Annotated in this window: 28 protein-coding genes and 1 tRNA gene; 26 read left to right on the forward strand and 3 right to left on the reverse strand. The window is 42.8% G+C overall.

The features are described 5' to 3' along the window. Window positions 1–6: 6 nt before the first annotated feature. From rpe to NRF22_RS00460, 6 genes are all read left to right on the forward strand, one after another. Entirely contained in the window at window positions 7–678 is a 672-nt protein-coding gene (gene rpe, locus NRF22_RS00435; RefSeq protein ID WP_263778655.1) for a ribulose-phosphate 3-epimerase, read from the forward strand. Further along, window positions 665–1327, forward strand: a complete 663-nt coding sequence (locus NRF22_RS00440) for a thiamine diphosphokinase (protein ID WP_263778656.1) — start codon at window positions 665–667, stop codon at window positions 1325–1327. Before rpe ends, NRF22_RS00440 begins: the two co-directional genes overlap by 14 nt. 158 nt (window positions 1328–1485) lie before the next feature. Then, window positions 1486–2676 (forward strand): elongation factor Tu, encoded by a 1191-nt coding sequence (gene tuf, locus NRF22_RS00445; protein WP_007746813.1) that lies wholly within the window; start codon window positions 1486–1488, stop codon window positions 2674–2676. Window positions 2677–2856: 180 nt separating this feature from the next. After that, window positions 2857–3690, forward strand: coding sequence for an XRE family transcriptional regulator (locus tag NRF22_RS00450; RefSeq protein WP_263778657.1), 834 nt, complete (start codon window positions 2857–2859; stop codon window positions 3688–3690). A 61-nt stretch (window positions 3691–3751) separates the two neighbouring features. Continuing rightward, entirely contained in the window at window positions 3752–5047 is a 1296-nt protein-coding gene (locus tag NRF22_RS00455) for a Y-family DNA polymerase (protein ID WP_263778658.1), read from the forward strand. Continuing rightward, window positions 5025–5420 (forward strand): DNA polymerase III subunit alpha, encoded by a 396-nt coding sequence (locus NRF22_RS00460; RefSeq protein WP_263778660.1) that lies wholly within the window; start codon window positions 5025–5027, stop codon window positions 5418–5420. The genes NRF22_RS00455 and NRF22_RS00460 overlap by 23 nt, the downstream gene beginning before the upstream one ends. Here the strand turns inward: NRF22_RS00460 and NRF22_RS00465 are convergent. Next, window positions 5417–6067 carry a prepilin peptidase gene (locus NRF22_RS00465; RefSeq protein WP_263778661.1) on the reverse strand — a complete coding sequence of 217 codons (651 nt, stop codon included), beginning with the start codon at window positions 6065–6067 and terminating at the stop codon, window positions 5417–5419. The two genes, NRF22_RS00460 and NRF22_RS00465, sit on opposite strands and share 4 nt — an antisense overlap. A 31-nt stretch (window positions 6068–6098) precedes the next feature. Between NRF22_RS00465 and NRF22_RS00470 the strand changes: the two genes are divergently transcribed. The 9 genes from NRF22_RS00470 (at window position 6099) to NRF22_RS00510 (ending at window position 12059) form a co-directional block, all read left to right on the forward strand. Continuing rightward, a complete protein-coding gene (locus NRF22_RS00470; protein ID WP_263778662.1) occupies window positions 6099–6959 on the forward strand; it encodes a DUF3114 domain-containing protein in 861 nt (286 codons plus the stop codon). 81 nt (window positions 6960–7040) lie between these two features. Further along, window positions 7041–7328, forward strand: a complete 288-nt coding sequence (gene rpsP / locus NRF22_RS00475) for a 30S ribosomal protein S16 (RefSeq protein ID WP_007746800.1) — start codon at window positions 7041–7043, stop codon at window positions 7326–7328. A 45-nt stretch (window positions 7329–7373) separates the two neighbouring features. Then, the gene (locus NRF22_RS00480) at window positions 7374–7907 is read left to right on the forward strand and encodes a methylated-DNA--[protein]-cysteine S-methyltransferase (RefSeq protein WP_263778663.1); all 534 of its coding nucleotides are present in this window, start codon (window positions 7374–7376) and stop codon (window positions 7905–7907) included. Beyond that, entirely contained in the window at window positions 7876–8379 is a 504-nt protein-coding gene (gene rimM, locus NRF22_RS00485) for a ribosome maturation factor RimM (protein ID WP_263778664.1), read from the forward strand. Before NRF22_RS00480 ends, rimM begins: the two co-directional genes overlap by 32 nt. Beyond that, the gene (gene trmD / locus NRF22_RS00490; RefSeq protein WP_263778665.1) at window positions 8369–9118 is read left to right on the forward strand and encodes a tRNA (guanosine(37)-N1)-methyltransferase TrmD; all 750 of its coding nucleotides are present in this window, start codon (window positions 8369–8371) and stop codon (window positions 9116–9118) included. The genes rimM and trmD overlap by 11 nt, the downstream gene beginning before the upstream one ends. A gap of 98 nt (window positions 9119–9216) precedes the next feature. Beyond that, window positions 9217–9603 (forward strand): 50S ribosomal protein L19, encoded by a 387-nt coding sequence (rplS, locus tag NRF22_RS00495; RefSeq protein ID WP_263778666.1) that lies wholly within the window; start codon window positions 9217–9219, stop codon window positions 9601–9603. A 46-nt stretch (window positions 9604–9649) separates the two neighbouring features. Next, complete coding sequence (locus NRF22_RS00500; RefSeq protein ID WP_263778667.1) at window positions 9650–10576, forward strand: YitT family protein; 927 nt, start codon at window positions 9650–9652, stop codon at window positions 10574–10576. Continuing rightward, window positions 10557–10742 carry a 2-hydroxymuconate tautomerase gene (locus tag NRF22_RS00505; protein ID WP_007746789.1) on the forward strand — a complete coding sequence of 62 codons (186 nt, stop codon included), beginning with the start codon at window positions 10557–10559 and terminating at the stop codon, window positions 10740–10742. The genes NRF22_RS00500 and NRF22_RS00505 overlap by 20 nt, the downstream gene beginning before the upstream one ends. Window positions 10743–10976: 234 nt before the next feature. After that, window positions 10977–12059 (forward strand): C40 family peptidase, encoded by a 1083-nt coding sequence (locus NRF22_RS00510; RefSeq protein ID WP_263778668.1) that lies wholly within the window; start codon window positions 10977–10979, stop codon window positions 12057–12059. 27 nt (window positions 12060–12086) lie between these two features. On the opposite strand, the gene def is transcribed toward NRF22_RS00510, so the two are convergent. Next, a complete protein-coding gene (gene def, locus NRF22_RS00515) occupies window positions 12087–12644 on the reverse strand; it encodes a peptide deformylase (RefSeq protein WP_007746785.1) in 558 nt (185 codons plus the stop codon). Window positions 12645–12752: 108 nt separating this feature from the next. Between def and typA the strand changes: the two genes are divergently transcribed. The 7 genes from typA to NRF22_RS00550 all read left to right on the forward strand — a co-directional run bounded on the left by typA (window position 12753) and on the right by NRF22_RS00550 (window position 22782). Next, window positions 12753–14588, forward strand: coding sequence for a translational GTPase TypA (gene typA, locus NRF22_RS00520; RefSeq protein WP_263778669.1), 1836 nt, complete (start codon window positions 12753–12755; stop codon window positions 14586–14588). 159 nt (window positions 14589–14747) lie between these two features. After that, a complete protein-coding gene (locus NRF22_RS00525; RefSeq protein WP_263778670.1) occupies window positions 14748–15794 on the forward strand; it encodes a LacI family DNA-binding transcriptional regulator in 1047 nt (348 codons plus the stop codon). Window positions 15795–16100: 306 nt separating this feature from the next. After that, on the forward strand, window positions 16101–17750 hold the full coding sequence (locus NRF22_RS00530; protein WP_263778672.1) for an ABC transporter substrate-binding protein: 1650 nt from the start codon (window positions 16101–16103) through the stop codon (window positions 17748–17750). A gap of 81 nt (window positions 17751–17831) precedes the next feature. Continuing rightward, complete coding sequence (locus NRF22_RS00535) at window positions 17832–18731, forward strand: ABC transporter permease (RefSeq protein WP_263778673.1); 900 nt, start codon at window positions 17832–17834, stop codon at window positions 18729–18731. Window positions 18732–18747: 16 nt separating this feature from the next. Further along, entirely contained in the window at window positions 18748–19629 is an 882-nt protein-coding gene (locus NRF22_RS00540) for a carbohydrate ABC transporter permease (RefSeq protein WP_263778674.1), read from the forward strand. A gap of 20 nt (window positions 19630–19649) precedes the next feature. Next, window positions 19650–20354 carry a DUF624 domain-containing protein gene (locus NRF22_RS00545; protein WP_263778675.1) on the forward strand — a complete coding sequence of 235 codons (705 nt, stop codon included), beginning with the start codon at window positions 19650–19652 and terminating at the stop codon, window positions 20352–20354. 37 nt (window positions 20355–20391) lie between these two features. Further along, the gene (locus NRF22_RS00550; RefSeq protein ID WP_263778677.1) at window positions 20392–22782 is read left to right on the forward strand and encodes a glycoside hydrolase family 31 protein; all 2391 of its coding nucleotides are present in this window, start codon (window positions 20392–20394) and stop codon (window positions 22780–22782) included. 34 nt (window positions 22783–22816) lie between these two features. Here the strand turns inward: NRF22_RS00550 and NRF22_RS00555 are convergent, their stop codons facing one another. Then, window positions 22817–23641: an HAD-IIB family hydrolase gene (locus tag NRF22_RS00555; protein WP_263778678.1), complete on the reverse strand. Its 825-nt coding sequence runs from the start codon at window positions 23639–23641 to the stop codon at window positions 22817–22819. A 66-nt stretch (window positions 23642–23707) separates the two neighbouring features. On the opposite strand from NRF22_RS00555, the gene NRF22_RS00560 reads away from it, so the two are divergent. The 4 genes from NRF22_RS00560 to NRF22_RS00575 all read left to right on the forward strand — a co-directional run bounded on the left by NRF22_RS00560 (window position 23708) and on the right by NRF22_RS00575 (window position 25119). Continuing rightward, window positions 23708–23778: transfer RNA gene (locus tag NRF22_RS00560), tRNA-Cys, on the forward strand. A 147-nt stretch (window positions 23779–23925) separates the two neighbouring features. Further along, entirely contained in the window at window positions 23926–24156 is a 231-nt protein-coding gene (locus NRF22_RS00565; RefSeq protein WP_263778679.1) for a glutaredoxin domain-containing protein, read from the forward strand. Window positions 24157–24235: 79 nt separating this feature from the next. After that, entirely contained in the window at window positions 24236–24706 is a 471-nt protein-coding gene (locus NRF22_RS00570; protein ID WP_263778680.1) for an HIT family protein, read from the forward strand. A gap of 8 nt (window positions 24707–24714) precedes the next feature. Next, on the forward strand, window positions 24715–25119 hold the full coding sequence (locus NRF22_RS00575) for a VOC family protein (protein WP_263778681.1): 405 nt from the start codon (window positions 24715–24717) through the stop codon (window positions 25117–25119). The last annotated feature ends 1 nt before the right edge of the window (window position 25120 follow it).

Here is a 25120-nt window from a genome sequence, read left to right on the forward strand (position 1 = left end):
GAAAAAATGAGTGTTATTGTTGCGCCATCAATTTTGGCAGCTGATTATTTAAATTTAGGAGAACAGATAAAATTAGTCGAAAACGCGGGTGCAAAATATCTGCATATCGATATTATGGATGGGGACTTTGTTCCCAGTATTTCTTATGGCCCTGATTGGGTCAAACAGATCAAGGCCAGCGGCAGTAAATTAACCTTGGATGTTCATCTCATGGTGAATCATCCCGAAAAGATCATTGATACTTTCGCTGATGCTGGTGCTGATATTATCGGTGTTCATGTTGAGGCAACGCCGCATATCCACCGCGCACTGCAAATGATCAAAAATGCTGGTGCTCGTGCTGAGGTTGTGATTAATCCGGGTACACCGGTTGCTTTGATCGAACCTGTCTTATATATGGTTGATCAGGTTTTGGTGATGACCGTGAATCCTGGTTTTGGCGGACAAAAATTCCTGCCTGAAGAAATCGAAAAAGTGGCTCAGTTGCGTGATTACAAGAAGAGTCACGGCTTGAATTTTGATATTGAGATTGATGGCGGTGTGAATGGCAAGACAATTGTTGAAGCCTACAAAGCTGGCACGACAGTAGCTGTTGCCGGTTCATATGTCTATGACAAAGTAGATCCAGCAGCCAAAGTGAAAAAACTGATTGAGGCTACGGATTTTGAAGTCGATTAACATCTTAGCAGGTGGGCCGACAACGGTTTTACCGGATAATTTTTCCGATTTTTTAGCTGCTGATGCTGATTGGATCGGCGTAGATGCCGGTTCTTATTATCTTGTGACAAAGGGGGTAACCTCTCTAACTGCGATCGGTGATTTTGACTCGCTGACGGCTGACCAGCTGGCTTTTGTGAAAGCACACGTTAATGCCGATGATTTTCAGCAGGCAAAGCCGGAGAAAGATTTCACTGATACAGAATTGGCCTTGCAGCGTGTTCTAAGTCATTTTGATATCAGTGAGTATCAAACAATTAATTTGTTCGGAATGACCGGCGGCCGTTTGGATCATGAATTGGATAATCTGCTGAATATTTTTCAGGATCGTTATGCGCCGCTGCTGCCCAAGATTAGATTATTTGATGCTGGCAATATTGTTACTTTTTATCATGCTGGCGATTATGTGATTTCTGATTTTTATCAGAAGAAATATCTGGGTTTTGCAACATTGAATGGCATTCAGCACTTTTCAATTGCGGCTGCCAAGTATGAACTGCATGATTTTTCGTCAGATAAAGCCTGTGTCTTTGCATCCAATGAGTTTATTGAGGGCCAAGATGTTAGAATTAGCTTTGCAGCTGGCGATGTCATTGCAATCTATAGTTAACAAAAGTTTAAAAAAGCAAGATATTTTGTTTTTTAGGCTGACTTTTGTATAATAGTTAAGGCTTTTTACTTTTAGTGCAATTTGCCATAAAGTATAAGCTTAAAATTTTAAGCCTACATCGTTTATCAGATGAACTACAAAAAATGGAGGAAACCAAATTGGCTGAAAAGGAACATTACGAAAGAACTAAGCCGCATGTTAACATTGGTACTATCGGTCATGTCGATCACGGTAAAACCACTTTAACTGCAGCTATCACTAAGGTATTGTCTGAAAAGGGCCTTGCGCAAGCCCAAGACTATGCCTCAATTGATGCCGCTCCTGAAGAGCGTGAACGTGGAATCACGATCAATACTGCCCACGTTGAATACGAAACTGAAAAGCGTCACTATGCACATATCGATGCGCCTGGCCACGCTGACTATGTTAAAAATATGATCACTGGTGCTGCACAAATGGATGGAGCTATCCTTGTTGTTGCTGCTACTGATGGTCCTATGCCACAGACTCGTGAGCATATTCTGCTTGCCCGTCAAGTTGGTGTTAACTACATCGTTGTCTTCTTGAACAAGACTGACCTTGTTGATGACCCAGAATTAATTGATCTTGTTGAGATGGAAGTTCGTGAACTTTTGTCTGAATATGATTTCCCTGGTGACGATATTCCTGTTATCCGTGGTTCTGCTTTGAAGGCTCTTCAAGGCGATCCTGAACAGGAAAAAGTTATTCTGCACTTGATGGATGTTATCGATGAATATATCCCAACACCAGTTCGTGATATCGATAAGCCATTCTTGATGCCTGTCGAAGATGTCTTCACAATCACTGGTCGTGGTACTGTTGCTTCTGGCCGTATCGACCGTGGTACTGTTAAGATCAATGATACTGTTGAAATTGTTGGCTTAAGAGATCAAGTTAAGAACACTGTTGTTACGGGTGTTGAAATGTTCCGTAAGACTTTGGATCTTGGTGAAGCCGGTGATAACATCGGTGCTTTGCTTCGTGGTATCAACCGCGATGATATCGAACGTGGCCAAGTTTTGGCAAAGCCTGGTTCGATTCAGACCCACAAGAAGTTCAAGGGTGAAGTTTATATCTTGACTAAGGAAGAAGGTGGCCGTCATACGCCATTCTTCACTAACTATCGTCCTCAGTTCTACTTCCATACGACTGATGTTACTGGTGTCGTAGAATTGCCTGAAGGCGTTGAAATGGTTATGCCTGGCGATCATGTAACATTTACTGTTGAATTGATGAAGCCTGTCGCAATTGAAAAAGGTTTGAAGTTCACTATCCGTGAAGGTGGCCATACTGTTGGTGCCGGCACTGTTTCTGAAATTGATGACTAAGTAATTTGAAAATCGTTTTGCTTATGCAGAGCGATTTTTTTATTAACTTATTTAATTATTGTTCAACGCTTGACTATATTTTTAATCCTTGTTACGATCATATAAATTAAGTTTGTCGTTAGGAAAGAATAATTTATGGTTAGTATTAACGGAGAAATATTTAGGCAGAGGAGAAAAGAGATGCAACTCAGCCAGATGCAGCTTGCGGATGGGATCGCGTCTCAGGGAACGATTAGTTCTTTGGAATGCTTTGGCGCGTTGCCTTGTATGAGGATTTTAGAGGAGATTATGAATCGCCTCCATCTATCGCTTGAAGATGTGATGTCAATAAATCCAGCATCTTCGGCTTTGAATAATTTGCAAAAAGAATTGGACAACGAACATTATCGTCGTGTGTTTGATGGCCTGGAAAAGGTTAATAAGAATGATTTCGTGTTTCCCAAAGATAAGCAGCGGCTGCTTTATCTGAAGGCTTCAGCCTACTTCCATAGCGGTCAAATTGAGGATGCCTCTTTTTGGTGTGATCAGCTGATGCAAATTCCCGACAAAGATAAAGATCCTTTATATCACGCCTTAGTTCATACGATTAAGGCACAAATTTGGCAGCAGAAAAATGATCTTTATAAAGCCAGTGTGTGTTTTCAAAATGTTGAAGAATTTTTGTTGTCGAAAAACGACAGAAACAATGAGCTGGCTAGCAGTTCTATGCATGGCTATGTACGTATGTATCAAGCTTTAGCAGAACATGCTTTAATGAATCAAAACCCCGAGAAGGCACAAAAATATTTAAGACGGGCCTTTAAAATCCTGCATGCAGAGCATTCCAGCTGGCACTTAGGAGAATTATTGATTATTGATGCTGAAATTGCTGGAGAGCGGATGCTGGACAAAGAAAAAACGGCCTCAATTATCGCTGCTCAGCGTCTTTATGAAATTATGCCAAGTCCGAAATTAGGCCGTATGCTGCAAAATGTGTCATCAAAATCTCGATTGTTTGTTTCCACGAACAAATGATTGAGATTTTTTTTAATCTCTTGACATACGAACAGGTGTTCGTATCATTTTAAGTAGGGAGATGTCTAATTATTTTAACAATGAAGAACGCCGCGTTATTTTTGCGATTGACAGTAAATCTTTTTATGCCAGCGTGGAGGCTAAAGAATACCATTTAAACCCCTTACGCGCCGCTATTATCGTAGTCTCTACCGGGCCCAATGTCGGCGGAGGCGGCCTGATTTTGGCCACGAGTCCAATGGCTAAAAAATTATACGGCTTGAAATCTAATGTCAGTCGTTTGCGGGATCTGCCCAAAGACGTTAAAAATCTGTTAATGGTGCCGCCGCGTATGAATCTGTATATCCATGTTAATTCGCAAATTAACGACATTTATCGAGAATATGTTGATAATCGGGATCTGCATATCTACTCGATTGATGAAAGTTTTTTGGATATGACGCAATCTTGGCATTTATTCGGTGATACACCCATGCACGTTGCCCGCCGCATTCAAAAAGAAGTGCATGATAAGACGGGCATTTATACAACGGTCGGCATTGGCGATAATTTAACACAGGCTAAAATTGCGATGGACATTTATGGCAAGCATAGCACGACTTTTGTCGGGGAGATTCATTATGAGACCGTGCCGGATAAATTGTGGCCGATTAATCAATTAAATAAGGTCTGGAGCATTGGCGACCGAACGGCTAAAAAGTTGGAAAGAATTGGTATCCATTCTTTGGCGGATTTAGCACATCACGATCCCTATGATTTAACCAATAAATTTGGCATCATTGGTGGCCAGCTGTATTTATTATCTTGGGGCATTGACCGAGCCGTGATTGCTGATAAGACACGCCCAAAAGAGAAATCGTATGGTAATTCGCAAGTCTTGCCGAAAAATTATACAAAGGCTTCGGAAATCGAGGTCGTACTCAGAGAGATTTCTGAACAGGTAGCTGCAAGAATCCGCAAACACCATATGCAGACCAGGTTGGTACATCTCTGGGTTGGCAATGAATATACAGATGGTGGTTTTTCCAAGCAGACGCGCATTATTCCGACCAATGAAAGCCGTATTCTCAATCAGACTGTGATTGATTTGTTTCGAGCGAATTGGAAAGGCGATCAGATACGCAATATTTCGGTTTATTTTGGCGATCTGCTGCCGGATAATTTCGAGCAGCTGGATTTTTTCAGAACACCGGAACGTCAGATGCAGGAGAGAATTTTAGACAAAACTGTCGACTCGTTGCGTTTGAAATTCGGCTTTACAAAATTGGTCAAAGCATCGTCAACACTACCCGGCGGTACGGCCATCCAGCGGGCCGGACTGGTTGGCGGGCATAATGGCGGCAATAGTTATGAGTAACCCTTATCCTAATTATGATCCTCGGATTCGTGATCAGTTTATCCGCAATTATCGCGATCGCGGCATGATGAAGTGGGGTGGCTTTTATTTATCCGATCATACACGCGTGATCGAGAAAAAGGCTAAAAGCCGGCGGGCAAACGAGAAACGCCGTTTACAAAAACAAATGGATTTCCAGAAGATTGCAGCTAATCTATTTAACGCTTTTGCTAACGAAAAAGAGGTCAGCGTGCAGCTGGCCGAAGAGAACAAGGATCATTATGTGGCTCAGACGATTGTGGGATTTGTTCAAGGATATGGTGACGATGGCGTTGTGATCGCTGGACAAGTGGTTGCTTATGACGACATCTGGAATTGCAGCATTATCAACTAATTGTTATATACAAATAGTCTGGCAACAATGACGGCAGCACTTAAAAACGGGATTAAGGGCAGTATTTGGACTTTTTTCAAGCAGCAGCAAGCAATAGCAGATAGACTGGCGAGTAAAATCGTAACCGCAAAAGTGATTGGCTCGACCATTAGGTAAAGGATTAACAGAACCGGGAGATCACCGCTGCCCATAGATCGCCGATAGTAAATAAAAAAACTGCAGAATAGCGTGATGGCTAGCAGCGAGGCTACTGTTTCCAATTGCCAATGGCAGACTAATTCGAAAATAATCACTGGATATAGAATAGCGGCATGAGCTCGGCGATCGTATAAATCTTCGCAGCTTAAAAATAAGCACAGGCAAATTAAAATCAGCCAATCAAGCTGGTCGGAAAATACGATGAATAATATACCAAAACAAGCTTCGAAAATAGGGTAGCTCATTGGAATGCTGCAGCGGCAATATCGACAATGTCCGATAGAAATCAACCAACCCAAGATCGGCATCAGTGACAGACAATCCAAACGATGCTGGCAGTTGTCGCAAACAGAAAAGCCCCTTAGGCTGATCTGCCGATTAATCCGATCCGCTAAGCACATAATGAAAGAAGCCATACAGGCACCCAAAATAAAGAAAAGTATCAGCACTTTTCTTATTACGGAATTTCGGTATTAATTCATGACAAAACAACCATCAAATTTCATAAAAATCGGCGATCCGCGTTTTATCCAAGATTGGCAGTTTGAAAAAAGCCAGGATGCTCAGATTGTTTTACGCCGAATGCTGGATGCCAGTGTTTTTCAAAGAGGGAGCGACATCCGTCAGATTTCTTTGGAGGCACTTTTTAATGGTCAGTTATCACCAGCCGACCCTTTTTGGCAGCAATTGGCGCACTTAGTTCAGCAAGCTTTTCCTTTGGGACTTTTCGATCAGCAGTTAAGTTCGGCAGAAAAAGTTTTGGCTCAACGTGTGCATCAATTCAGGTATTTGATCGACAGCTGGTTGGTCAGTTACGTTCGCAGTCTGTCAGGGCAAGCCAGTGATCGTCAAAAGCTCATCGATTATCTGAAGACCTTCCCAGCTGCTAAGGAGCGTTGGTCTATTGGCAGCCCCCGTTTGCACGAAAAAGAATTGCGACCAGATTTAGCCGGGCATACGCGTTTTTATCTAAAAAAGGTTAACTACAAGATCCTCATCAACTTTCATGTAGAATTTATTTTAACGGAGGAGGGGCACTTTTTAACTATCTTATCTCCGGAACCAGGCGCGGTTATTAATGGGGCTTCTTTTAATTTTGCTGACGGCAATGACTATCATGCTAATCAAACTACTACTTGGAACCATCACCATAGCCGGCATTTCAATTTAGATATCGAACCTGTCTCACACTATGATCCGGAGTTTCGTTTAGTACTTTTGAAAACTTATCGTGCGCCGAATTTAAAAGAATTTTCACGCGGCTGTTTGCTGTGGCCAGCGATTAAGACAAGAAGTGCGCGACTGGCAAAGAAATTCACGCGCAGCGTACACGAAAATTGAATTCATTTGTCAAGTCATTAACCTTGACACGGTTATTTCGATGGTTTATGATATTTCAGTAATTAATTACTAGGAGAAAATATGTCTGTTAAAATCCGTTTGCATTTAATGGGAACTAAGAAGCGTCCCTTCTACCGTGTTGTCGTCGCTGATTCCCGTGCCCGCCGTGATGGCCGTTTCATCGAAGAAGTCGGCTACTATAACCCAATCGTTACACCTGCTGAAATTAAGTTGAATGAAGATGAAATCTTCGCTTGGCTTATGAAGGGCGCTCAGCCGACTGATACTGTTCGCAGTTTCTTGTCTAATGCTGGTCTTATGAAGAAGGTTCATGAGGCAAAATTAGCGGCTAAAAAAGCTGCTAAGTGAGAAATTCCGCCATTCAGGCGGGATTTTTTGTATGATTTAATAGAGATGAAAATGCAAGCCCAGCCACAAATTTATTATGCGTCACTACCTTTTCAAGACTGGTCATTCAGTTATTTTTACACTGATAAAGGGTTGATTTTCACGACTTTTCAAGCTGATGCTGTGGATGCTTTTCGGAAACGGTTCACTAAAGCCGGTATTCCATCACCACAAAAAAATATTGCAGCCGAGCAGCAGTTTTCAGCTTACTTTGCCGGTCGTCAAACGCAAGTAGATTTGTCGATTGACTGGGATTTTTTGTCTTTGAGCGATTTCAGCCGGCAAGTACTGACAGCTTTGCAGACGGTCACACACAGAACTAGTTATAGCGACCTAGCAGATAGAGCTGGACAAGCAAAAGCAGTGCGGGCAGTAGCGAGTGCCGTTGGCAAAAATCCTGTCGAAGTCGTGATTGGCTGTCATCGGATTGTCCATCAGTCTGGAGAATTGGGGCAGTATCGGGACGGTGCCATCATTAAACGAGCATTATTGGAATTGGAGGAACGAGTTGGCCAAACTGCGAGTCGGAAAAATTATTAATACACATGGCATCAAGGGTGAATTGAAGGTCGATGTTATCACAGATTTTCCCGATCAGCGTTTTGCTAAAAAGGCCAAATTATTTGTGGCTGATAAAGAATTAACTGTTTTATCCAGCCGGCCTTTCCAGCAATTCTGGCTTGTGACATTTGTCGGATACGAAGATATTAATTTGGTCGAGCAGTATAAAGGGGAGGATATTTTTGTCGACGAATCAATCTCTCAGCCAAAAACATTACCCGGGGAATTTTTAGTGTCTCAAATTCTCGGTCTGAAAGCAGTGGATGAAAATGGCCGCCTCGTTGGCCGAATTGTTGACAGCTTTCATACTGGTGCTAACGATGTTTGGACGGTTAAAAAAGCTAATGGCAGAGAAATTCTCATTCCCTACATTGATCAAGTCGTGAAAAAAGTAGATCTGGATGCCAAACAAGTCATAATCGACTTGCTGGAGGGCTTAGATGAAGATTGATGTACTGAGCTTGTTTCCGGAAATGTTTGACCCGCTGCGTCAATCGATGATCGGCAAGGCACTGGAAAAAGGGATTATCGATTTTAAAGTCACGAATTTTCGTGACTATACATTAAATAAGCAGAAGCACGTCGACGATCTGGTCTATGGCGGTGGTGCGGGGATGCTCCTAACACCGCAGCCTATTTTTTCTGCCATGTCTGCCATTGAAGCTGATAACCAAGGCGACCGCGGGCACGTGATTTTAGTTGATCCGGCAGGCAAGCGTTTTGACCATCAGACAGCTCAGCGTTTGTCCAAATACGAGCACCTGACCTTTATTTCCGGCCATTATGAAGGCTATGACAATCGTATCCGCCAGCTGGTTGATGAAGAAATTAGTCTAGGAGATTATGTCTTGACCGGTGGCGAGCTGCCGACCATGGTGATTATTGACGCAACGGTACGTTTTTTGGACGATGTTTTGGGCAACGCTGATTCGGCGGCAGACGATAGTTTTCAAAACGGTTTACTAGAGGAGCCCCAATATACACGTCCAGCTGATTTTCAGGGCATGAAAGTACCGGATGTCTTAATCAGCGGCGACCATGAGAAAATCCGGCGTTGGCGTTTAAAAGAATCTTTGCGGCGGACTTATCTGCGCCGGCCAGATCTATTAGTACATAAACAGCTGACTAATGAAGAACGCGACTTTCTAGATGATATAAAATACGAGGAATCTCTTGATTCCAAGCGATGAAAACTGATACAATACAACTTGGCTATTTTTTGCCAATTACTAACATTGCGCTGTTGTGCCAAGGTATTTAATATCAATGTTTTCGTTGGGAGTATAAAATGAAACAGAACCAATTATTAGAAAAGCTGACGCAGTCACAGTTGCGTACCGACATTCCAGACTTTCGTCCTGGGGACAATGTTAAGGTTTATGCCCGTATTGTCGAAGGCGAACGCGAACGTGTCCAATTGTTTGAAGGCGTTGTCGTTAAGCGCAAGGGATTTGGTATCACGGCCAGCTATACCGTTAGAAAAGTTTCTTCCGGTGTTGGTGTGGAGCGTACCTTCCCGCTGAACTCACCACGTGTTGATAAGATCGAGGTTACTCGCCGCGGTCATGTCCGTCGTGCTAAGTTGTATTATTTGCGGGCACTTCGCGGTAAGGCAGCTCGTATTAAGGAAAACCTTAATTTTAAGGGCACTGCCAAGAAGACTGCCGCAAAGTAATATTGGAAAGGGGCTCAGAAGAGCTCTTTTTTTATCGGGAAAATTGATGACAAAGATTAGAAGAATTCAAAATAAAATTCCTCAGCTATTTTTACAACTGCTGATTCTCGTGTTTACAGCTTTTTTAGAAGTGATTGCAATGAATATGTTTTTGACGCCCAGCCATATTTTTACGGGCGGTTTCAATGGTATTTCGCAGCTGCTTTCCTTAGCCAGCCGGCGTTTATTTGCCTATCAGATTAATACAGGAATTTTCTTACTGGTTAGCAGCTTGGTTATCGGCGTGATTGGTTGGAAACTAGTCGGATCGCGTTTTACAATTCTCAGTACGGCCAACTCTATTTTCACATCTTTGCTGATTTTGTATGTGCCTGTGATTGACGTTGCCAAAAACAGTTTGCTAGCTTCATTATTTTCCGGTGTCTTGGTCGGCATGGCTACGGGATTATCGATGCGTTTTGGTTTTTCTACCGGCGGCATGGACATTATTGCTATGATTGTCCAGAAAAAGACCGGGCGCTCTGTGGGTGTGATCAGCAATACGATTAACGCGGCAATTGTGCTGATTGCCGGCATGTTTATCGGTTGGCCGAATGCTTTGTATACGTTAATCGGAATTTTTGCCAGCGGGCAGGTGATTGATGCGATTTATACCGGCCAGCGCAAGCTCACAGCCTTGATTGTCACTGAAAAAGCCGATATACTGACGAAAACCTTGCAAAAAGAGCTGGTACGCGGCATTACGATACTCCCATCGGTTGGTGCTTTTTCGCATCATCAGTCATCGACGCTGATGATGGTAATTAACCGCGTAGAGTTATATGATATGGAGAATATCGTGCGAGAAATAGATCCGCATGCTTTTATTGATATTCTTAGTACAATATCTGTCAGCGGCCTTTGGCTGGATGCGGACAGACAGGCAGATATTAAAAACAGAAAGGTGGACGAAGATGCCATACATTCAAATTGATATGCTGGAAGGGCGTTCTGCTGAGCAGATTAAGAAGGTTGTTAAAGATATTACGGAAGTGATGGTCAATGACGCCAATGCATCAGCTGATGCGGTCAACATTGTCGTACGTGAGTCCCGCAAAGATCATATCGCAGTCGGCGGTGTTCTTAAATCAGAAATGTAACAATTATGTAACATTAAAAAAGTGCTTGTTCGTGCCGGATAGGCACTTTTTTTAAATAAAAATTAAAATTGTATGTTACAAGAAAGTTTTTTTCAACCATACGTTCGTAAAAAACGCGATTAATTTCCACTCAATCCAAACACTTGTTTGAAAAGGAAACGAAATTTTTTGTAATACCTCTGCAACCCAAAGAGGCTCGTAAGCGACTAGAATTTGAAGCATACGAGGTAGAAAATGAAAAAAGCTTCTTTAAAATCCAAAGCATTGCTCACAGCTATTTCTGCATTGAGCGTTACTGGTACAGCAGTTGTTGCTGCCCAGGCTAAAATGTATACGGTTAAAGCCGGTGATTCACTCTGGTCTCTCTCGCAAAAAAGCGGCTTAAGCGTCAGTGAATTGGCCAGCCGCAATAATATTGTCAATCCAAATTTGATTGTTGCCGGCCAAACACTCGACGTCCCTGATCAGGCATCTTCAGCCGCTGCTACACCAGCTCAGCAGGCAGTCGCAGCATCATCCAGCGCCCCTGTTGCAACGGCGCCAGCGGCTAACAGCGGATCTGCAAAGACTATTAGTTATACGGTTAAAGCCGGTGATTCACTTTGGCAGATTGCACAGAATACAGGTGCGCAGGTAAATGATCTGCTTCAGTCAAATGGTGGCAAGAGCCTGATCACAATAGGGCAAGTGCTCCAGATTAAGCTGTCTGCAGATAGCCAGGCTGCACCTGTCAGCAGCGCACCGGCAGCAGCTAGTTCTGCTGCTGCGTCATCTGCACAAAGTGCCTATAATTCATCAGTTGCTGCCAGTCAGGCAGCTGCGACAGCTGCAGCAAGTGCCTACGATGCTTCTTCGGCAGCGGCTGCAAGTGCTGCAGCCAGCACACCGGCAAGTGCAGCGCCGGTTAAACCTGCTGCACCGGCAAAATTGGGCGTTTCTGCTCAAAGCGGTACTGTAACAGCGATTATTAATCTGGCTCTGCAGTTGTCAAGACAAGGTATTCCTTATGTTTGGGGAGGCCACACGACAGCTGGATTTGACTGCTCCGGCTTGGTTTCCTATGTTTTCCAGCATGCTGCCGGCATTTCGATGACGCCATATACTGTTTCACAAGAGGGTTACGTGTCCAAACATGCTGTGTCAGCAGCTAAACCTGGCGATCTCTTATTCTGGGGAAATGCTGGTGCTACTTACCATGTTGCCATTTATATTGGGAATAACCAATATGTGGCTGCACCGGTTCCTGGCCGCAACGTTGAAGTTGAGACAATTTCAAGATATTTCATGCCGAGTTTTGCAGGTACAGTTATCAAATAAGTATTAAAAAAAGACCGTCAGGTCTTTTTATTTTATCAAGACAACATCTTCAGCGACTGTCCAAGGATCCAAGTTGTTGATGTGATCGTAATACATGATACCGCGCAGATGATCAATCTCGTGCTGGAACACAATTGCTGGATAATCTTTCAATCGGATTGAGTGGTGTTGGCCGCTTTCATCATCGTATTCTACGGTAATTTTATCGGCTCTCAGCACAATTCCAGGTGTATCCTCATCTTTGGATAGACATCCTTCTCCGGCTTCAAGAGCGGCTCTTTTTACTGATTCTCGTGTAATTTGCGGGTTGAAGACGATTCCCTTGAAGTAAGGAGCCGGGTCTTCTTCTGGATTTAAGGCGGGGATCAGCAAGGCTGTCATTTGCAAGGATTTATCGACTTGCGGGCCGGCAAGTCCGACACCTGGCCTCAGATGGTATTTTTCATTTTCTTCTTTATCTTGGGAAACCTCTAAAAACTCAAGCATCCGATGTCCGAGTTCCTTGACTTGAGGATCTAGCGGAAACGTTACGGGGGCTGCCTGTGCGCGTAATATCGGATTTCCATCACGTACAATATCTTCCATTAATATCATATTTTCAATTGTATACCAGACTAGCCAATCGTCCAATTATCGTGTATCATAGTATGTCAGTGGCTGCATAAGCGGCTTTTTGTTTGTAAAGGATTGCGAATGGTAAAAACAAGAGAAAATATTAGAAATATTGCAATTATTGCCCATGTCGATCACGGTAAGACGACCTTAGTTAATGAGATGCTCAAGCAGTCGGATACGTTTGACTCTCATACTCAGATCGCTGATCGGGCAATGGATACAAATCCAATTGAAAAGGAACGCGGCATTACGATTTTGTCAAAGACGACTGCAATCAAAGTCGGCGATAAGCAGATTAATATCGTTGATACGCCCGGACATGCGGATTTTGGTGGTGAAGTTGAACGAATCATGACCATGGTTGATGGGGTTCTTTTGGTCGTGGACGCTTTTGAAGGTACGATGCCTCAGACGCGTTTTGTGCTGAAAAAAGCTTTTGAACAGCACCTGACTCCGATTGTTATCATCAATAAAGTTGACCGCCCTGGTGCCCGTCCTTTGGAAGTTGTTGACGAAGTGCTGGATCTCTTTATCGAACTTGGTGCAGATGATTCAATGCTGGAATTCCCAGTTATTTACGCATCGGCAATGAATGGCACGAGCAGCTTTTCACCGGATGTCAGCAAGCAGGAACATACAATGAAGCCGATTTTCGACACGGTATTCAAGACAATTCCGGCGCCGGTAGATAATTCTGATGAATCCTTGTTGTTCCAAGTGGCTATGCTGGACTATAACGAATTTGTCGGCCGTATTGGCATCGGCCGTGTTGTTCGCGGCAAGATCAAAGTTGGTGATAATGTCACTGTTATGAAACTGGATGGGTCTCGGAAGAATTTCCGTGTCACACGGTTAATGGGTTTTTTGGGACTCAAACGAATTGATATCAATCAAGCTGAAGCAGGTGATTTGATCGCCGTTTCCGGCATGGAAGAAATTAATGTTGGTGAAACTGTTTCAGCGGCTGATCATCCTGAGGCTTTGCCGCCACTGAGAATTGACCCGCCAACACTGCAGATGACCTTCCGCACGAACGATTCGCCTTTTGCAGGCAAAGAGGGTAAGTTTGTGACTGCCCGCCAGTTAGAAGACCGTCTCAAGCAGGAACTTCACACTGATGTTTCACTGCGTGTGGACGATACTGATATGCCAGGTATTTGGACTGTCTCTGGCCGAGGCGAATTGCATTTGTCAATTCTGATTGAGACCTTGCGCCGTGAAGGCTTTGAGCTGCAGGCCGGCCGTCCAAAAGTTATCTATCGTGAAATCAATGGCCAGCGCTGCGAACCTTTTGAAGATGTTCAGATTGATACGCCAGAGGAATACTCCGGTGCCATCATTCAAGCTTTGTCTGAAAGAAAAGGCGAGATGCTGAATATGGAACCTCAAGGTAACGGCCAGACACGTCTGCACTTCGTTGCACCGTCTCGCGGTTTGATTGGTTATTCTAACGAATTTTTGAGTTCAACACGTGGATACGGTATTTATAACCATACATTCTTGGATTACCGGCCAGTGATCACTGGATGGAATCCTGGACGTCGCAATGGCACACTAGTTGCAATCAGCCAGGGGACTGTAACGACTTATGCGATCATGCAGATTGAGGATCGTGGCACTGTCTTTGTTGATCCTGGTACCGAAGTTTATGAGGGCATGATTGTTGGTTCTAATTCGCGTGAAAATGATATTTCTGTCAATATCACACGAATGAAAGCACAAAGTAACGTCCGTTCTTCAACTAAGGATCAGACTGCGATTATTAAGACACCAACGCATCTAACTTTGGAAGAATCAATTGAATTTTTGAATGATGATGAATTGGTCGAAGTAACGCCTGAGCATACGCGTCTGCGCAAGATTATTCTGCAGACTAACGAACGTGAAAAAGTTGGCCGTCATAAGGGCAACTAACCGGTATAAAGCCTTGAGGATACTAGCTGTCTTCAAGGCTTTTATTTTGTCTTTTTAGTATCGTCCCTGTAACATTGTTCTTCTAAAATAATAATATCCATTATTGTTTTTTATATATTCGAAAACGAATTTTTCAATGAAGCAGGAGCGATGAGATAGATGGTAACAATAAAGGAAATAGCTAAACTTGTTAACTTAAGCCCAACGACAGTTTCCAATGTCATTCATGGCCACAAGGGGAAGGTTTCGGCTGAAAATTACAAAAAAATCAGTTCAGCTTTAAAGGACACGAATTATATTTCAAATATGGGCGCCCGTCTATTAGGACACCACGGCTCAAAAATTATTGCTGTCATTTTGAATTTTGATCGACGCGCCGAAGTCAATATCGTCTCTGATCCCTTTTACGATCAAATTATTGGTTTTCTTGAAGAAGAAATTCGTAAGCAAGGTTACTTCATGATGCTTTATACCTCAGGCAGCGTCACTGAAAGTCTCCGTTTGGCAACTGCTTGGGACATTGAAGGGCTGATTATTTTAGGTTCTCTTCCGGATGATGCCAAAAAATTCATTCAGCAGCAGCAAAGACCTTTGGCCTTCATTGACACTTATGTTGATGAATCATATATGAATGATGATTTTATCAATGTCGGGCTGCAGGATTTTCAAGGCGGGTATGACATTACAAAATATCTGATCAGTCTTGGGCATCGCAAAATTGCTTTCTTTGCCGACGGCGACCATTTAATTGGCGTGGATGAAAAACGTTTCTTAGGTTTTAAGCAGGCTTTATCCGAAACCGGCATTAGTTTCCAACGAAAAGATTTTTTTGCTTTGGATTATCGTGCAGACAAACGTCACGCTTTTTTGAGAGAAATCAGCCGCAATCAATTAAAACAGTATACAGCTTTAGTCTTTACTTCGGATTTTCTGGCTGTTGATGCGATCAATGTCTTTTATGATAACGGTATCAAGGTTCCCAGAGATTTTTCAATTACAGGTTTTGACCACAATATTTTTTCGGAACAAATTCGGCCTAAATTGACAACAATCGGTCAAAACGTGAATCAAAAAGCAGTACTGGCAGTCGACTATCTGGTCGAAAGAATTCAGAGCAAACACGTTGGACGAAAAATTAACATTCTCTTGAATACGGAATTAATTGTCCAGGGCAGTACGGCAAAACCATCCGAAGTTCTGCCATGATTTTTTAAATTGCAATTCAAGGAACAGGTTCAAACACACTCAGGGGTGTTTTTTTATTCTCTGTTTTGATATTGTAAGCGCTTTACTTTTATGGTAGTATGTATTTGTCGTTTAGGTGTTACGTGACACCTAGCTCACAATTACGAGAGAGGGTGATGGGGAAAGGTGTTGGACTACTGTTATTTGATCTGAACCGACTAGACCCTTGGTCCTAATGCCGATATCAGAGATGAAAGTCAGATTTATGAAGCGATTTAGATTGGTAAGATCATTTTTCCCAGAGAGAAAAATGAGGAGGAACAATTTATGAAGAAAAAAATAATTGCAGGTATTGCAGCGGGCATTATGCTGGCTAGCAGCACCGTTGGCTTGGTGGGCCTGCCGAATCCTTTTACTGGCAATTTGCAAGCAGCAGCTGCAACGAAACAGCAATTGAAACCGTTTGGCAAATACAAAAAAACGATTACATATACAATCGGCAAGTCAACTCCGGGAATTCCGAAACTTCCGAAGGGATCGACTTATGAAAAAAATGCTTATACAAAATATCTGAAGCAGCTTTTGAATATTCAGAATAAAGATTCATTTGAGGCTGAAACTGGTGATTCTTATAATCAAAAAGTTTCAATGGCCGTTGCCTCAAGCGATCTGCCTGATATTATGTCAGTCGACCTGAACACCTTGAGGGAATTGGTGGCCAACAATGAGATTCAGGACTTATCGAGTGTCTATAAGAGCAGTACGACTCCTTACATTAAAGCAATGTACAACTCCTATCATGGCCGCGCACTGAAGGAAGCGACTTTTAATGGCAAACTGATGGCAATGCCGTCCACTCAGAATGCCAATGTCCCAACTATGCTTTGGATTCGTCAGGACTGGCTGGATAAGCTTGGCCTAAAGGCACCGAAAACTGTTGACCAACTCCAGCAAGTTCTGCAGGCTTTTGTTCAAAGAGATCCCGGCAATAATGGCAAAGGCAACACGATTGGTTTGGCTCTTTCAAAATCAGTTGGTGGCGAATATGGCGGACTTTTTGTAGCTGACAGTCTTTTCTCCATTTACAATTCTTATCCGCGTCAGTGGATTAAACAGAATGGCAAAGTGGTCTATGGGTCCACGACTAATCAAACGAAACAAGGATTGGCTAAGCTGGCTAGCTGGTACCAGAAAGGCTTGATCGATCCGCAGATGGCTGTACGAGACAGTATTGAATCTCTAATTATCAGCGGCAAAGCCGGTGCTTTCTTTGGTCCTTGGTGGTCTGGCGATTATCCAATCAATAGTGCCCTGCAAAAGGATCCAAAAGCGGATTGGAAACCATATATTATTTCTAAGACAGGTAATGGCAAGATTAGTGCTTATACACAGGATCCGGATTCAGAGTTTTATGTTGTTAAAAAGGGTTATGCGCACCCAGAAATTTTGCCGAAAATTGTAAGTGCTCTTAGTGACAGGCTTGTTCGTAAAGATAAAAATTACAAGCCGGTTGTCGACTTTGTTCAGGGTGGCTATGATGGCGGCAAACCAATCAATGTTTTGGTAAATTTCGACAATGCTACCGCACAAATGTATAAAAACTTGCAGGCAACGGTTGATGGCAAAAAAGATCCCAAAACACTGACTTTGGACGATACAACATCATATAACGCTATTAAGACTTATTTAAAAGATCCGAAAAATGCACCTGTGAATGCAAAAAGCAGTTATTGGTCTAGGATGCTTGGCGCTAAGCTAATGGCTACAACTAAGGTCAAGAATGTGGATTCCCTTTATTTCGGGCAGACCAAGAGTATGCAGCTGAAGTGGTCTAATCTTCAGAAATTGGAAGACGAAGCCTTTCTGCAAATTGTGACTGGGCAAAAACCTGTTAGTTATTTTAAAACTTTTGTTCGGCAATGGCATCAGCAAGGCGGTACTCAGATTACAAAAGAAGTTTCACAAGCAGTTAAATAGAATTGATAATTCTAGATCTTAATATGGATGCGGTACAAGCCGCATCCATATTTTAAAAAGTTTATTAAAGAGGGAATTTGAATGCATAAAAATAAAGGCCGCACTGGCCAATTAGCTTATCACTTTATGATGGCACCGGGGATGATATTTCTCGTCATTTTCAGCTTTGTTCCCATGCTGGGAATTGTCATGGCCTTCGAAAATTATGTGCCAGCCCAAGGAATTTTTGGTTCTAAATGGGTTGGGCTGGCAAACTTTCAGTATATGCTGCAAATTCCGGATAGCTGGAACATTCTGCGAAACACGGTCATTATTGCCTTAGGAAAAATTATTTTTGGTACGATTGTGCCAATTATATTCGCTTTGCTTCTGAACGAGATCAGGCTGAAGTGGGCAAAAAAAACAATGCAGACGATTGTTTATTTACCGAATTTTCTCTCTTGGGCAGTTGTGGCTGCGATTGTAATAAACGTTTTTGATTACACAGGACCAATCAATAACTTCTTAACTGGTCTTGGTATGCACCCAATTATGTTTTTGGCCAGCAACCACTGGTTTAGAAAAATCATGATCGGGACAGATGTGTGGAAGAATTTCGGTTATGGTGCCATTGTTTATCTAGCAGCGTTGACCGGTATTGATCCGGGCCTTTATGAGGCTTCGGCGATGGACGGTGCTAATCGTTTCAAACAGCTGCTGCATGTAACACTACCGGGGATTTTGCCGACAATAATGCTGATCTCAGCTTTGAATTTAGGCAATATTTTAAACGCTGGTTTTGATCAGATTTATGCCTTGTACAATCCGATTGTTTATGAAACTGGTGATGTGATTGATACTTATGTTTATCGTGTCGGCCTGTTAGGACAACAATACAGTTTTGCTACGGCTATTGGTTTGCTGAAATCTGTCGTGTCGTTTGTACTATTGATTTCGGCGAATAAATTATCAATCAAATTTGCCAACATGCGGATTTTTTAAGGGAGGTGCATAAAATATGATTAGATCAAAATCATTCGGCAGTCGTTTATCTTATATCATTATTTGGCTGCTTCTGCTCGCCATGACCGCATTATGCTTCGTCCCAATGATGAACATGGTGTCTATTTCATTTAGTAATAGTTCAGCGGCATCGGCGAATCAAGTTGGCTTATTGCCAGTTCATTTTAATTTGAATTCTTATAGCCTTCTGCTCGAAGACGGACAATTCTGGCGCTCCTTTCTCATTTCTATAGAAAGAGTCGTCATTGGTACTTCGCTGAATTTAATTCTCAGTGTCTTGATGGCCTATCCTTTATCGAAAACGACCAAACAGTTTGCAGCCCGCAATATTTATATGAACATTCTGATTTTCACGATGCTCTTCTCCGGAGGTATGATTCCACTGTTCTTAGTTGTTAAAGGCTTGGGACTAATGAACACGATTTGGGCATTAATCCTGCCTGGCGCTGTGCCGATTTTCGATGTGATTTTGCTGATGAACTTCTTTAAAAGCGTACCGGAATCTTTGGAAGAGGCCGCTATGATGGATGGCGCTTCTAAACTCACAATCCTGTTCAAAATATATCTGCCCATTTCCGTACCGGCCTTAGCGACGATTGGCCTCTTTGCTATCGTGGGCCACTGGAATGACTACTTCAGCGGGTTGCTTTACATGAACAATCCTGCAAATTATCCTTTGCAGACTTATATTCAGCAATTAAATGTTGACATGACCAAAATTACCGATCCATCGCAATTGAAAGCTTTGGCTTCTGTTTCAGACAAGACTTTGAATGCGGCGAAAATTGTGGTCTCAATTCTGCCGGTTTTGGCTGTTTATCCGTTTTTGCAGAAATACTTCACGACTGGACTGATTATTGGATCAGTCAAGGGTTGATTTTTGAGGCGAGGAAATAAATGAATTGGGTTAAATTGAGTAAAACAATTATTAATATTGTCTCACCGATTTTATTTTTATCGGCTGTATGGTGGCTGCTGAATTTTCCCTATGCCTTGTTGGCGGTCATGATTTTCACGGCTAAAAATAGCACTATGGTGCAAACGGCTGTTGCTAGCGGCCTGCTTTTCATGCCCATATCAGCGATCCCTGCAACTGTCACGACACTCGCTTTAGCTAGAAGATATTTTAAGGATGGCCATCATTTGCCATCCTGGAAAACGGAGCTATTCTATTACCGCCGCGATTACTTGAAAAGCCTGATTTTTGGTCTTATTAATTTGAGCTTGCTGATTATCTTCTATGTTTCTGCGAGATATTATGCGCGGTTCTTCGCTTTTCTAGCTGTTATTTTCATTGTGCTGCTGGTTCTACTGCCTTTTTTCTTTATGATCCTCTACAGTTTTCTTGTGGATCAGCAGTTATCCTATCGGGCTTATGCTGCTAACAGTTTTTTTATGCTGGTGGCTCATCCTGTTAATAGCCTTCTCATGATGATTGATGTTGCAGGGACTGCCTTTCTGCTATGGGTGACTTTTCCGCCGCTGCTGCCAATCCTCTTTCCTGGCAGCTGTGTGCTTTTAGTTACGCATTATTTCAAAAAAAGTCTGGATAAAGAAATTAGTAAACGGGCTGACGACACACAACAGATACAAACAAAATAGTTTCACAAAATTCAATTGAAAGGATTATCTCAGATTTATGTTTGGAAAAATTAAGTATTACGAAGTGAAAGACAATGTCGTTTCAATTGAATTTGAACACGGCCAGGCGACTGTCACGGTGGTTACGCCATCAATTATCAATTTTTTCTCGCCAATTTCTTCAGAACGGCGCCCATCTAAAGCCATCGAGAATTTACAGCCGGCCCCAGGTGAAATCAAGACAGATTTTGCAGGCGGCCAAGTGCTTGTCTATACAAGTCAATTAAAAGCCGTGGTTGCCGATAATTTTATTGTCGATATTTATGACTTAACCGGCAACCTGCTTTGTGCCGATTATCGTGGCGAGGATCGGCCTTTTGTCCGTCGCGGTACCGGAAATGATCTGGATATCGCAGCTGAGGAAGGACACAAATTTGAAGCCGAACAAGCAGCCCAGAAAATTCGTGTTCTAAAACAATTGCAGCCTGACAGCTATTTTTACGGACTTGGCGATAAAACTGGACATCTGAATAAGCGCGGCTACCACTATAAAATGTGGAATACGGACAATCCAGAACCCCATGTTGAGAGCTTTGAGAGTTTGTACAAATCGATTCCCTTTTTCATTGCTTTGACAAAAAAGACGGCTTATGGCATTTTCTTTGATAATAGCTATAAAACATTTTTTGACTTTGGCAAGGAAAATAGTCAGTACTATTCTTTTAGCGCTATTGATGGTAATCTCGACTACTACTTTATTTATGGTCCTTCAGCCAAAGAAGTGGTCGGCGGTTACACCTTTTTAACTGGCCGGACGCCGCTGCCGCAGCTATGGACACTGGGTTATCAGCAATCACGATGGTCTTATGCACCGGAAAAGCGCTTAGAAGAGATCGCTGACGATTTTCGGGAAAAGGGCATTCCTTGTGATGTCTTGTATCTGGATATAGATTACATGGACGGCTATCGTGTCTTCACTTGGGATGACAAAAAGTTTCCTGATCACGAACAGATGTTGAAAAGATTGAAAGATAAGGGTTTTAAAGTGGTCACGATCATCGACCCTGGCGTTAAAAAGGATCAGGGTTATGCCATTTACGATCAAGGTGTTAAAAATCATTACTTTGCAACTGATAAAGACGGTTTGCCTTATGTAAACCGTGTCTGGCCTGGGGATGCTTTATATCCGGATTTTGCTAATCAGCCGGTTCGCAAATGGTGGGCCGAGAATCAAAAAATTCTCGTCGATCACGGTGTGGCCGGTGTGTGGAATGATATGAACGAACCAGCCAGTTTTAACGGACCTTTACCAGATGATGTGCAATTCAATAATGATGGCCGTTTAACGGATCATCGAGAAATTCACAATGTTTATGGGCACTATATGTCAAAAGCGACCTACGAAGGGATTAAAGCGGCTACGAATAAACGGCCTTTCGTGATTACGCGGGCAGCCTATGCTGGTACGCAGAAATACTCGACTGTTTGGACCGGCGATAATCAAAGTTTATGGGAGCATTTGCGCATGTCGCTGCCAATGCTGATGAATTTAGGTTTGAGCGGTTTGGCCTTTAGCGGCACGGATGTCGGTGGATTTGGTTTTGATGCGACGGCCGAACTTTTGTCGCGCTGGGTGCAGGTAGGCGCTTTCACGGCACTCTTCCGGAACCATTCCAGCGTCTTTACACGAGATCAGGAACCTTGGGCTTTTGATCCGCAGACTGAGTCAATCAATCGCAAATACATTAGATTACGTTACCGTTTGCTGCCTTATTTTTACGATATTATGCATGCCGAAGAAAGCAGCGGTTTGGCCATGATTCGGCCTTTACTGCTGGATTATCAAGATGATGAAGCTGTTTACGAAATTAATGATGAATTTATGAGCGGCTCTAATCTGCTTGTCGCACCGGTCGTGGCACAAGGGCAAAAGGCGCGGACCGTTTATCTGCCTAAAGGGAATCGCTGGATTGATTATTGGACACAGGAAGTCTTTCAAGGCGGCCAGTACATTGTCAAACAAGCACCTTTGGACACTTGCCCGATTTACGTCAAAGAGGGAAGTACGATACCTTTGTACCCTGTACAGAATTATGTTGGCGAGAAACAAATTACAGAACTAACTCTAGATATTTACCCTTTGACCAGTGATGGGCAAAGCCTTTATGAACATTATCGTGACGACGGCGAAAGTTTTGATTATCGTGACGGTGTCTATAATCTGTATAATTTTCGTCAAACCAGAAAGGGAGATCAGTTAACGATTCAAATTAGCGAGCCGACAGCTCAATATGCTCAGCAATATGATCATTTCCAATTCGTCATTCATGCAAAACAGGTGATGGACTTGAAGATTGATGGCCAAACTGGTGATATGGCACAATCAGAAGGGGCCGTTACTGTGACTGTTCCAAGTAGAGCTCGTGAAGTGAGTTTGCATTTGGCTTAAAAATAAAACCACGATTCTATCTGCGATCGTGGTTTTATTTTGCAATGATTTGGTTGATTGTTTTTAAGACGCCATCGTGGTTATTGTCGGCCAAGGCAATTTGGTCGCATGCAAACTCTTTTTTGATGAAGTCCGGAGCATTGGGCATGACATAGGGATGAGCCACATAGTAAAGCATTTCCAGATCATTTTCGCCATCCCCGAAGGCGGCCATTTGGTCATGATGCAGGCCCAAGTAGGAGCCGAGTTTCTGCAGGCCGATCGCTTTGGAAATGCCGCGATTGATAATGTCGATAGAACCATATCCCGAGGAGGTGGCACGGACACCTTGAACTTTGATTTTCGCGATCAGTTCTTCAGCCATGAGTTTTTGATCGCTATCATGCCAAAAAATCGCGATCTTTTCGATAGGTTCGTTAATTTCTGAAAAACGGTGAATAGTTCTCATTTTTGGATTGTAGAAACTGATTTTGTCCAGATTGGCCTGTTTTTGATAATCTGGTGCGTAGGTTGTATCATCGCCCTCGAAGATGATTCTGTCCGGTTTGACGCTGAGTTCGGGAATGGCTGCATAAATTTTTTCTAAAATGTCTGGGTCAATGTCGGAACGAAAAATGTTGCGGCCGTCCGCAAAAACAGAAGCACCGTTCTGTGAGACCAAGCTGATGTTATACTTTTTAATGTAGCTTTTGAAAATCATCGCGATTCCGTTATAGGACCGTCCTGATGAAGCAACAAAGAATTGTTGGTTTGCTGCTAATTGTTCGATCGTGTTCTTGAAATATTTCGTATCGAAGGTCTTTTTGTCGGTCACAAAGGTACCGTCGAGATCACTTGCGAATAGCTTAATCGTGTCCATACTTAAATTATAAAGTTTAAAAACATTTACCTGTCCTTTTTGCTATGATTTTAAAGGTGACTTTTTGGTGGTATAGCCAAGCGGTAAGGCGACGGTCTGCAAAACCGTTATCACGGGTCCGATTCCCGTTACCACCTTTCTGACTGTTATATTTGCATTTTATGTGAGTGCTGATATAGCGTTTTTTTATACTCTTTGAAGGTTTCGAATAATTGGATTTCACATCGAACTGGGTCGACAATCTACTCTCAATATCTGTATATTGAGAGTAGTGGATAAAAACCATGTTGACGATCTATATTAAAGACAATTGCCCGCAGTGCCATGCCACGATGCGCTGGCTGCGGGAACGCGATATCCCTTTTGATTCAATTAATATCAGCGATCCGTCGAATGCCAAACAGTTGGCATGGTTACGAGCTCTTGGCATCAAACAAACGCCATATGTGGTTGCTGCTGGTGAAAGCTGGTCTGGATTTAGACCTGATAAACTGGCAAAGCTGCTCGAATCATAATTTCCGCGTTTTTATGGCAGCGTTCGATTAGATTCGGCCCAGATCTGCTTATGATATTGTTATATTCAAAGGAGCAGCCATGACAGATAATTGTGAAATTTGCCGCCGAATCGACATGATCAAAGAGGGCACAAATCCTTATTTTGTCGCTGAATTGAAGACGGGATATGTTGTCCTCGGTGATCATCAGTTTTTCAGGGGCTACACCTTATTTCTATGCAAAGAGCACCAAACAGAGCTGCACTTTCTGCCACGGGCCTATGAAGATTTGTTTCTTCACGAGATGAGCCTGGTGAGTGAGGCGGTTTCTCAGGCTTTTGCCGCTGAAAAAATGAATTGTGAATTGTTGGGAAACGGGAATGCCCATCTGCATTGGCATTTGTTTCCGCGGCGAGAAAATGATATGCCGATCGCAGGCCCGGTATGGTGGCTGCCAAAAGAGAAGATGTTTTCAGATGATAATCGACCGTCACCAGCTGAATTATCCAATATGAAAAGCGCACTTGCCGCAGCTTTGAAAAAAGTCCTGCTGACTGACGCAAATAACTAGGAGTTTTTATGACAAAAAAAGGCCTCATCAGTCACGTTGAAATCTATGTTTCCGATCTTACGACCACGACAAAATTCTGGTCATGGCTGTTAGTCTCGCATCTAAATTACAAAATCTATCAACAGTGGGATAAGGGCATCAGCTTCATTTTGGATGACACTTATTTGGTCTTTGTGCAAACGGATCAGGAAAAACTGGCTTTTAATTACAATCGCACGTACATTGGCTTGAATCACTTGGCTTTTTATATGTCCAGCAAGCATGAGATTGATGATTTAAGACAAGAGCTGGCCGATCAGCCTTATAAAGAACTCTATGCTGACCGTTATCCTTATGCTGGCGGCGAGAATTATTATGCCTTATATTTTGAGGATCCCGACCGTATCAAAGTCGAAGTCACGGTGGCCGAGTAAA

It is taken from the genome of Oenococcus kitaharae (genome assembly GCF_025758695.1).
Classification (GTDB): Bacteria; Bacillota; Bacilli; order Lactobacillales; family Lactobacillaceae; genus Oenococcus; species Oenococcus kitaharae_A.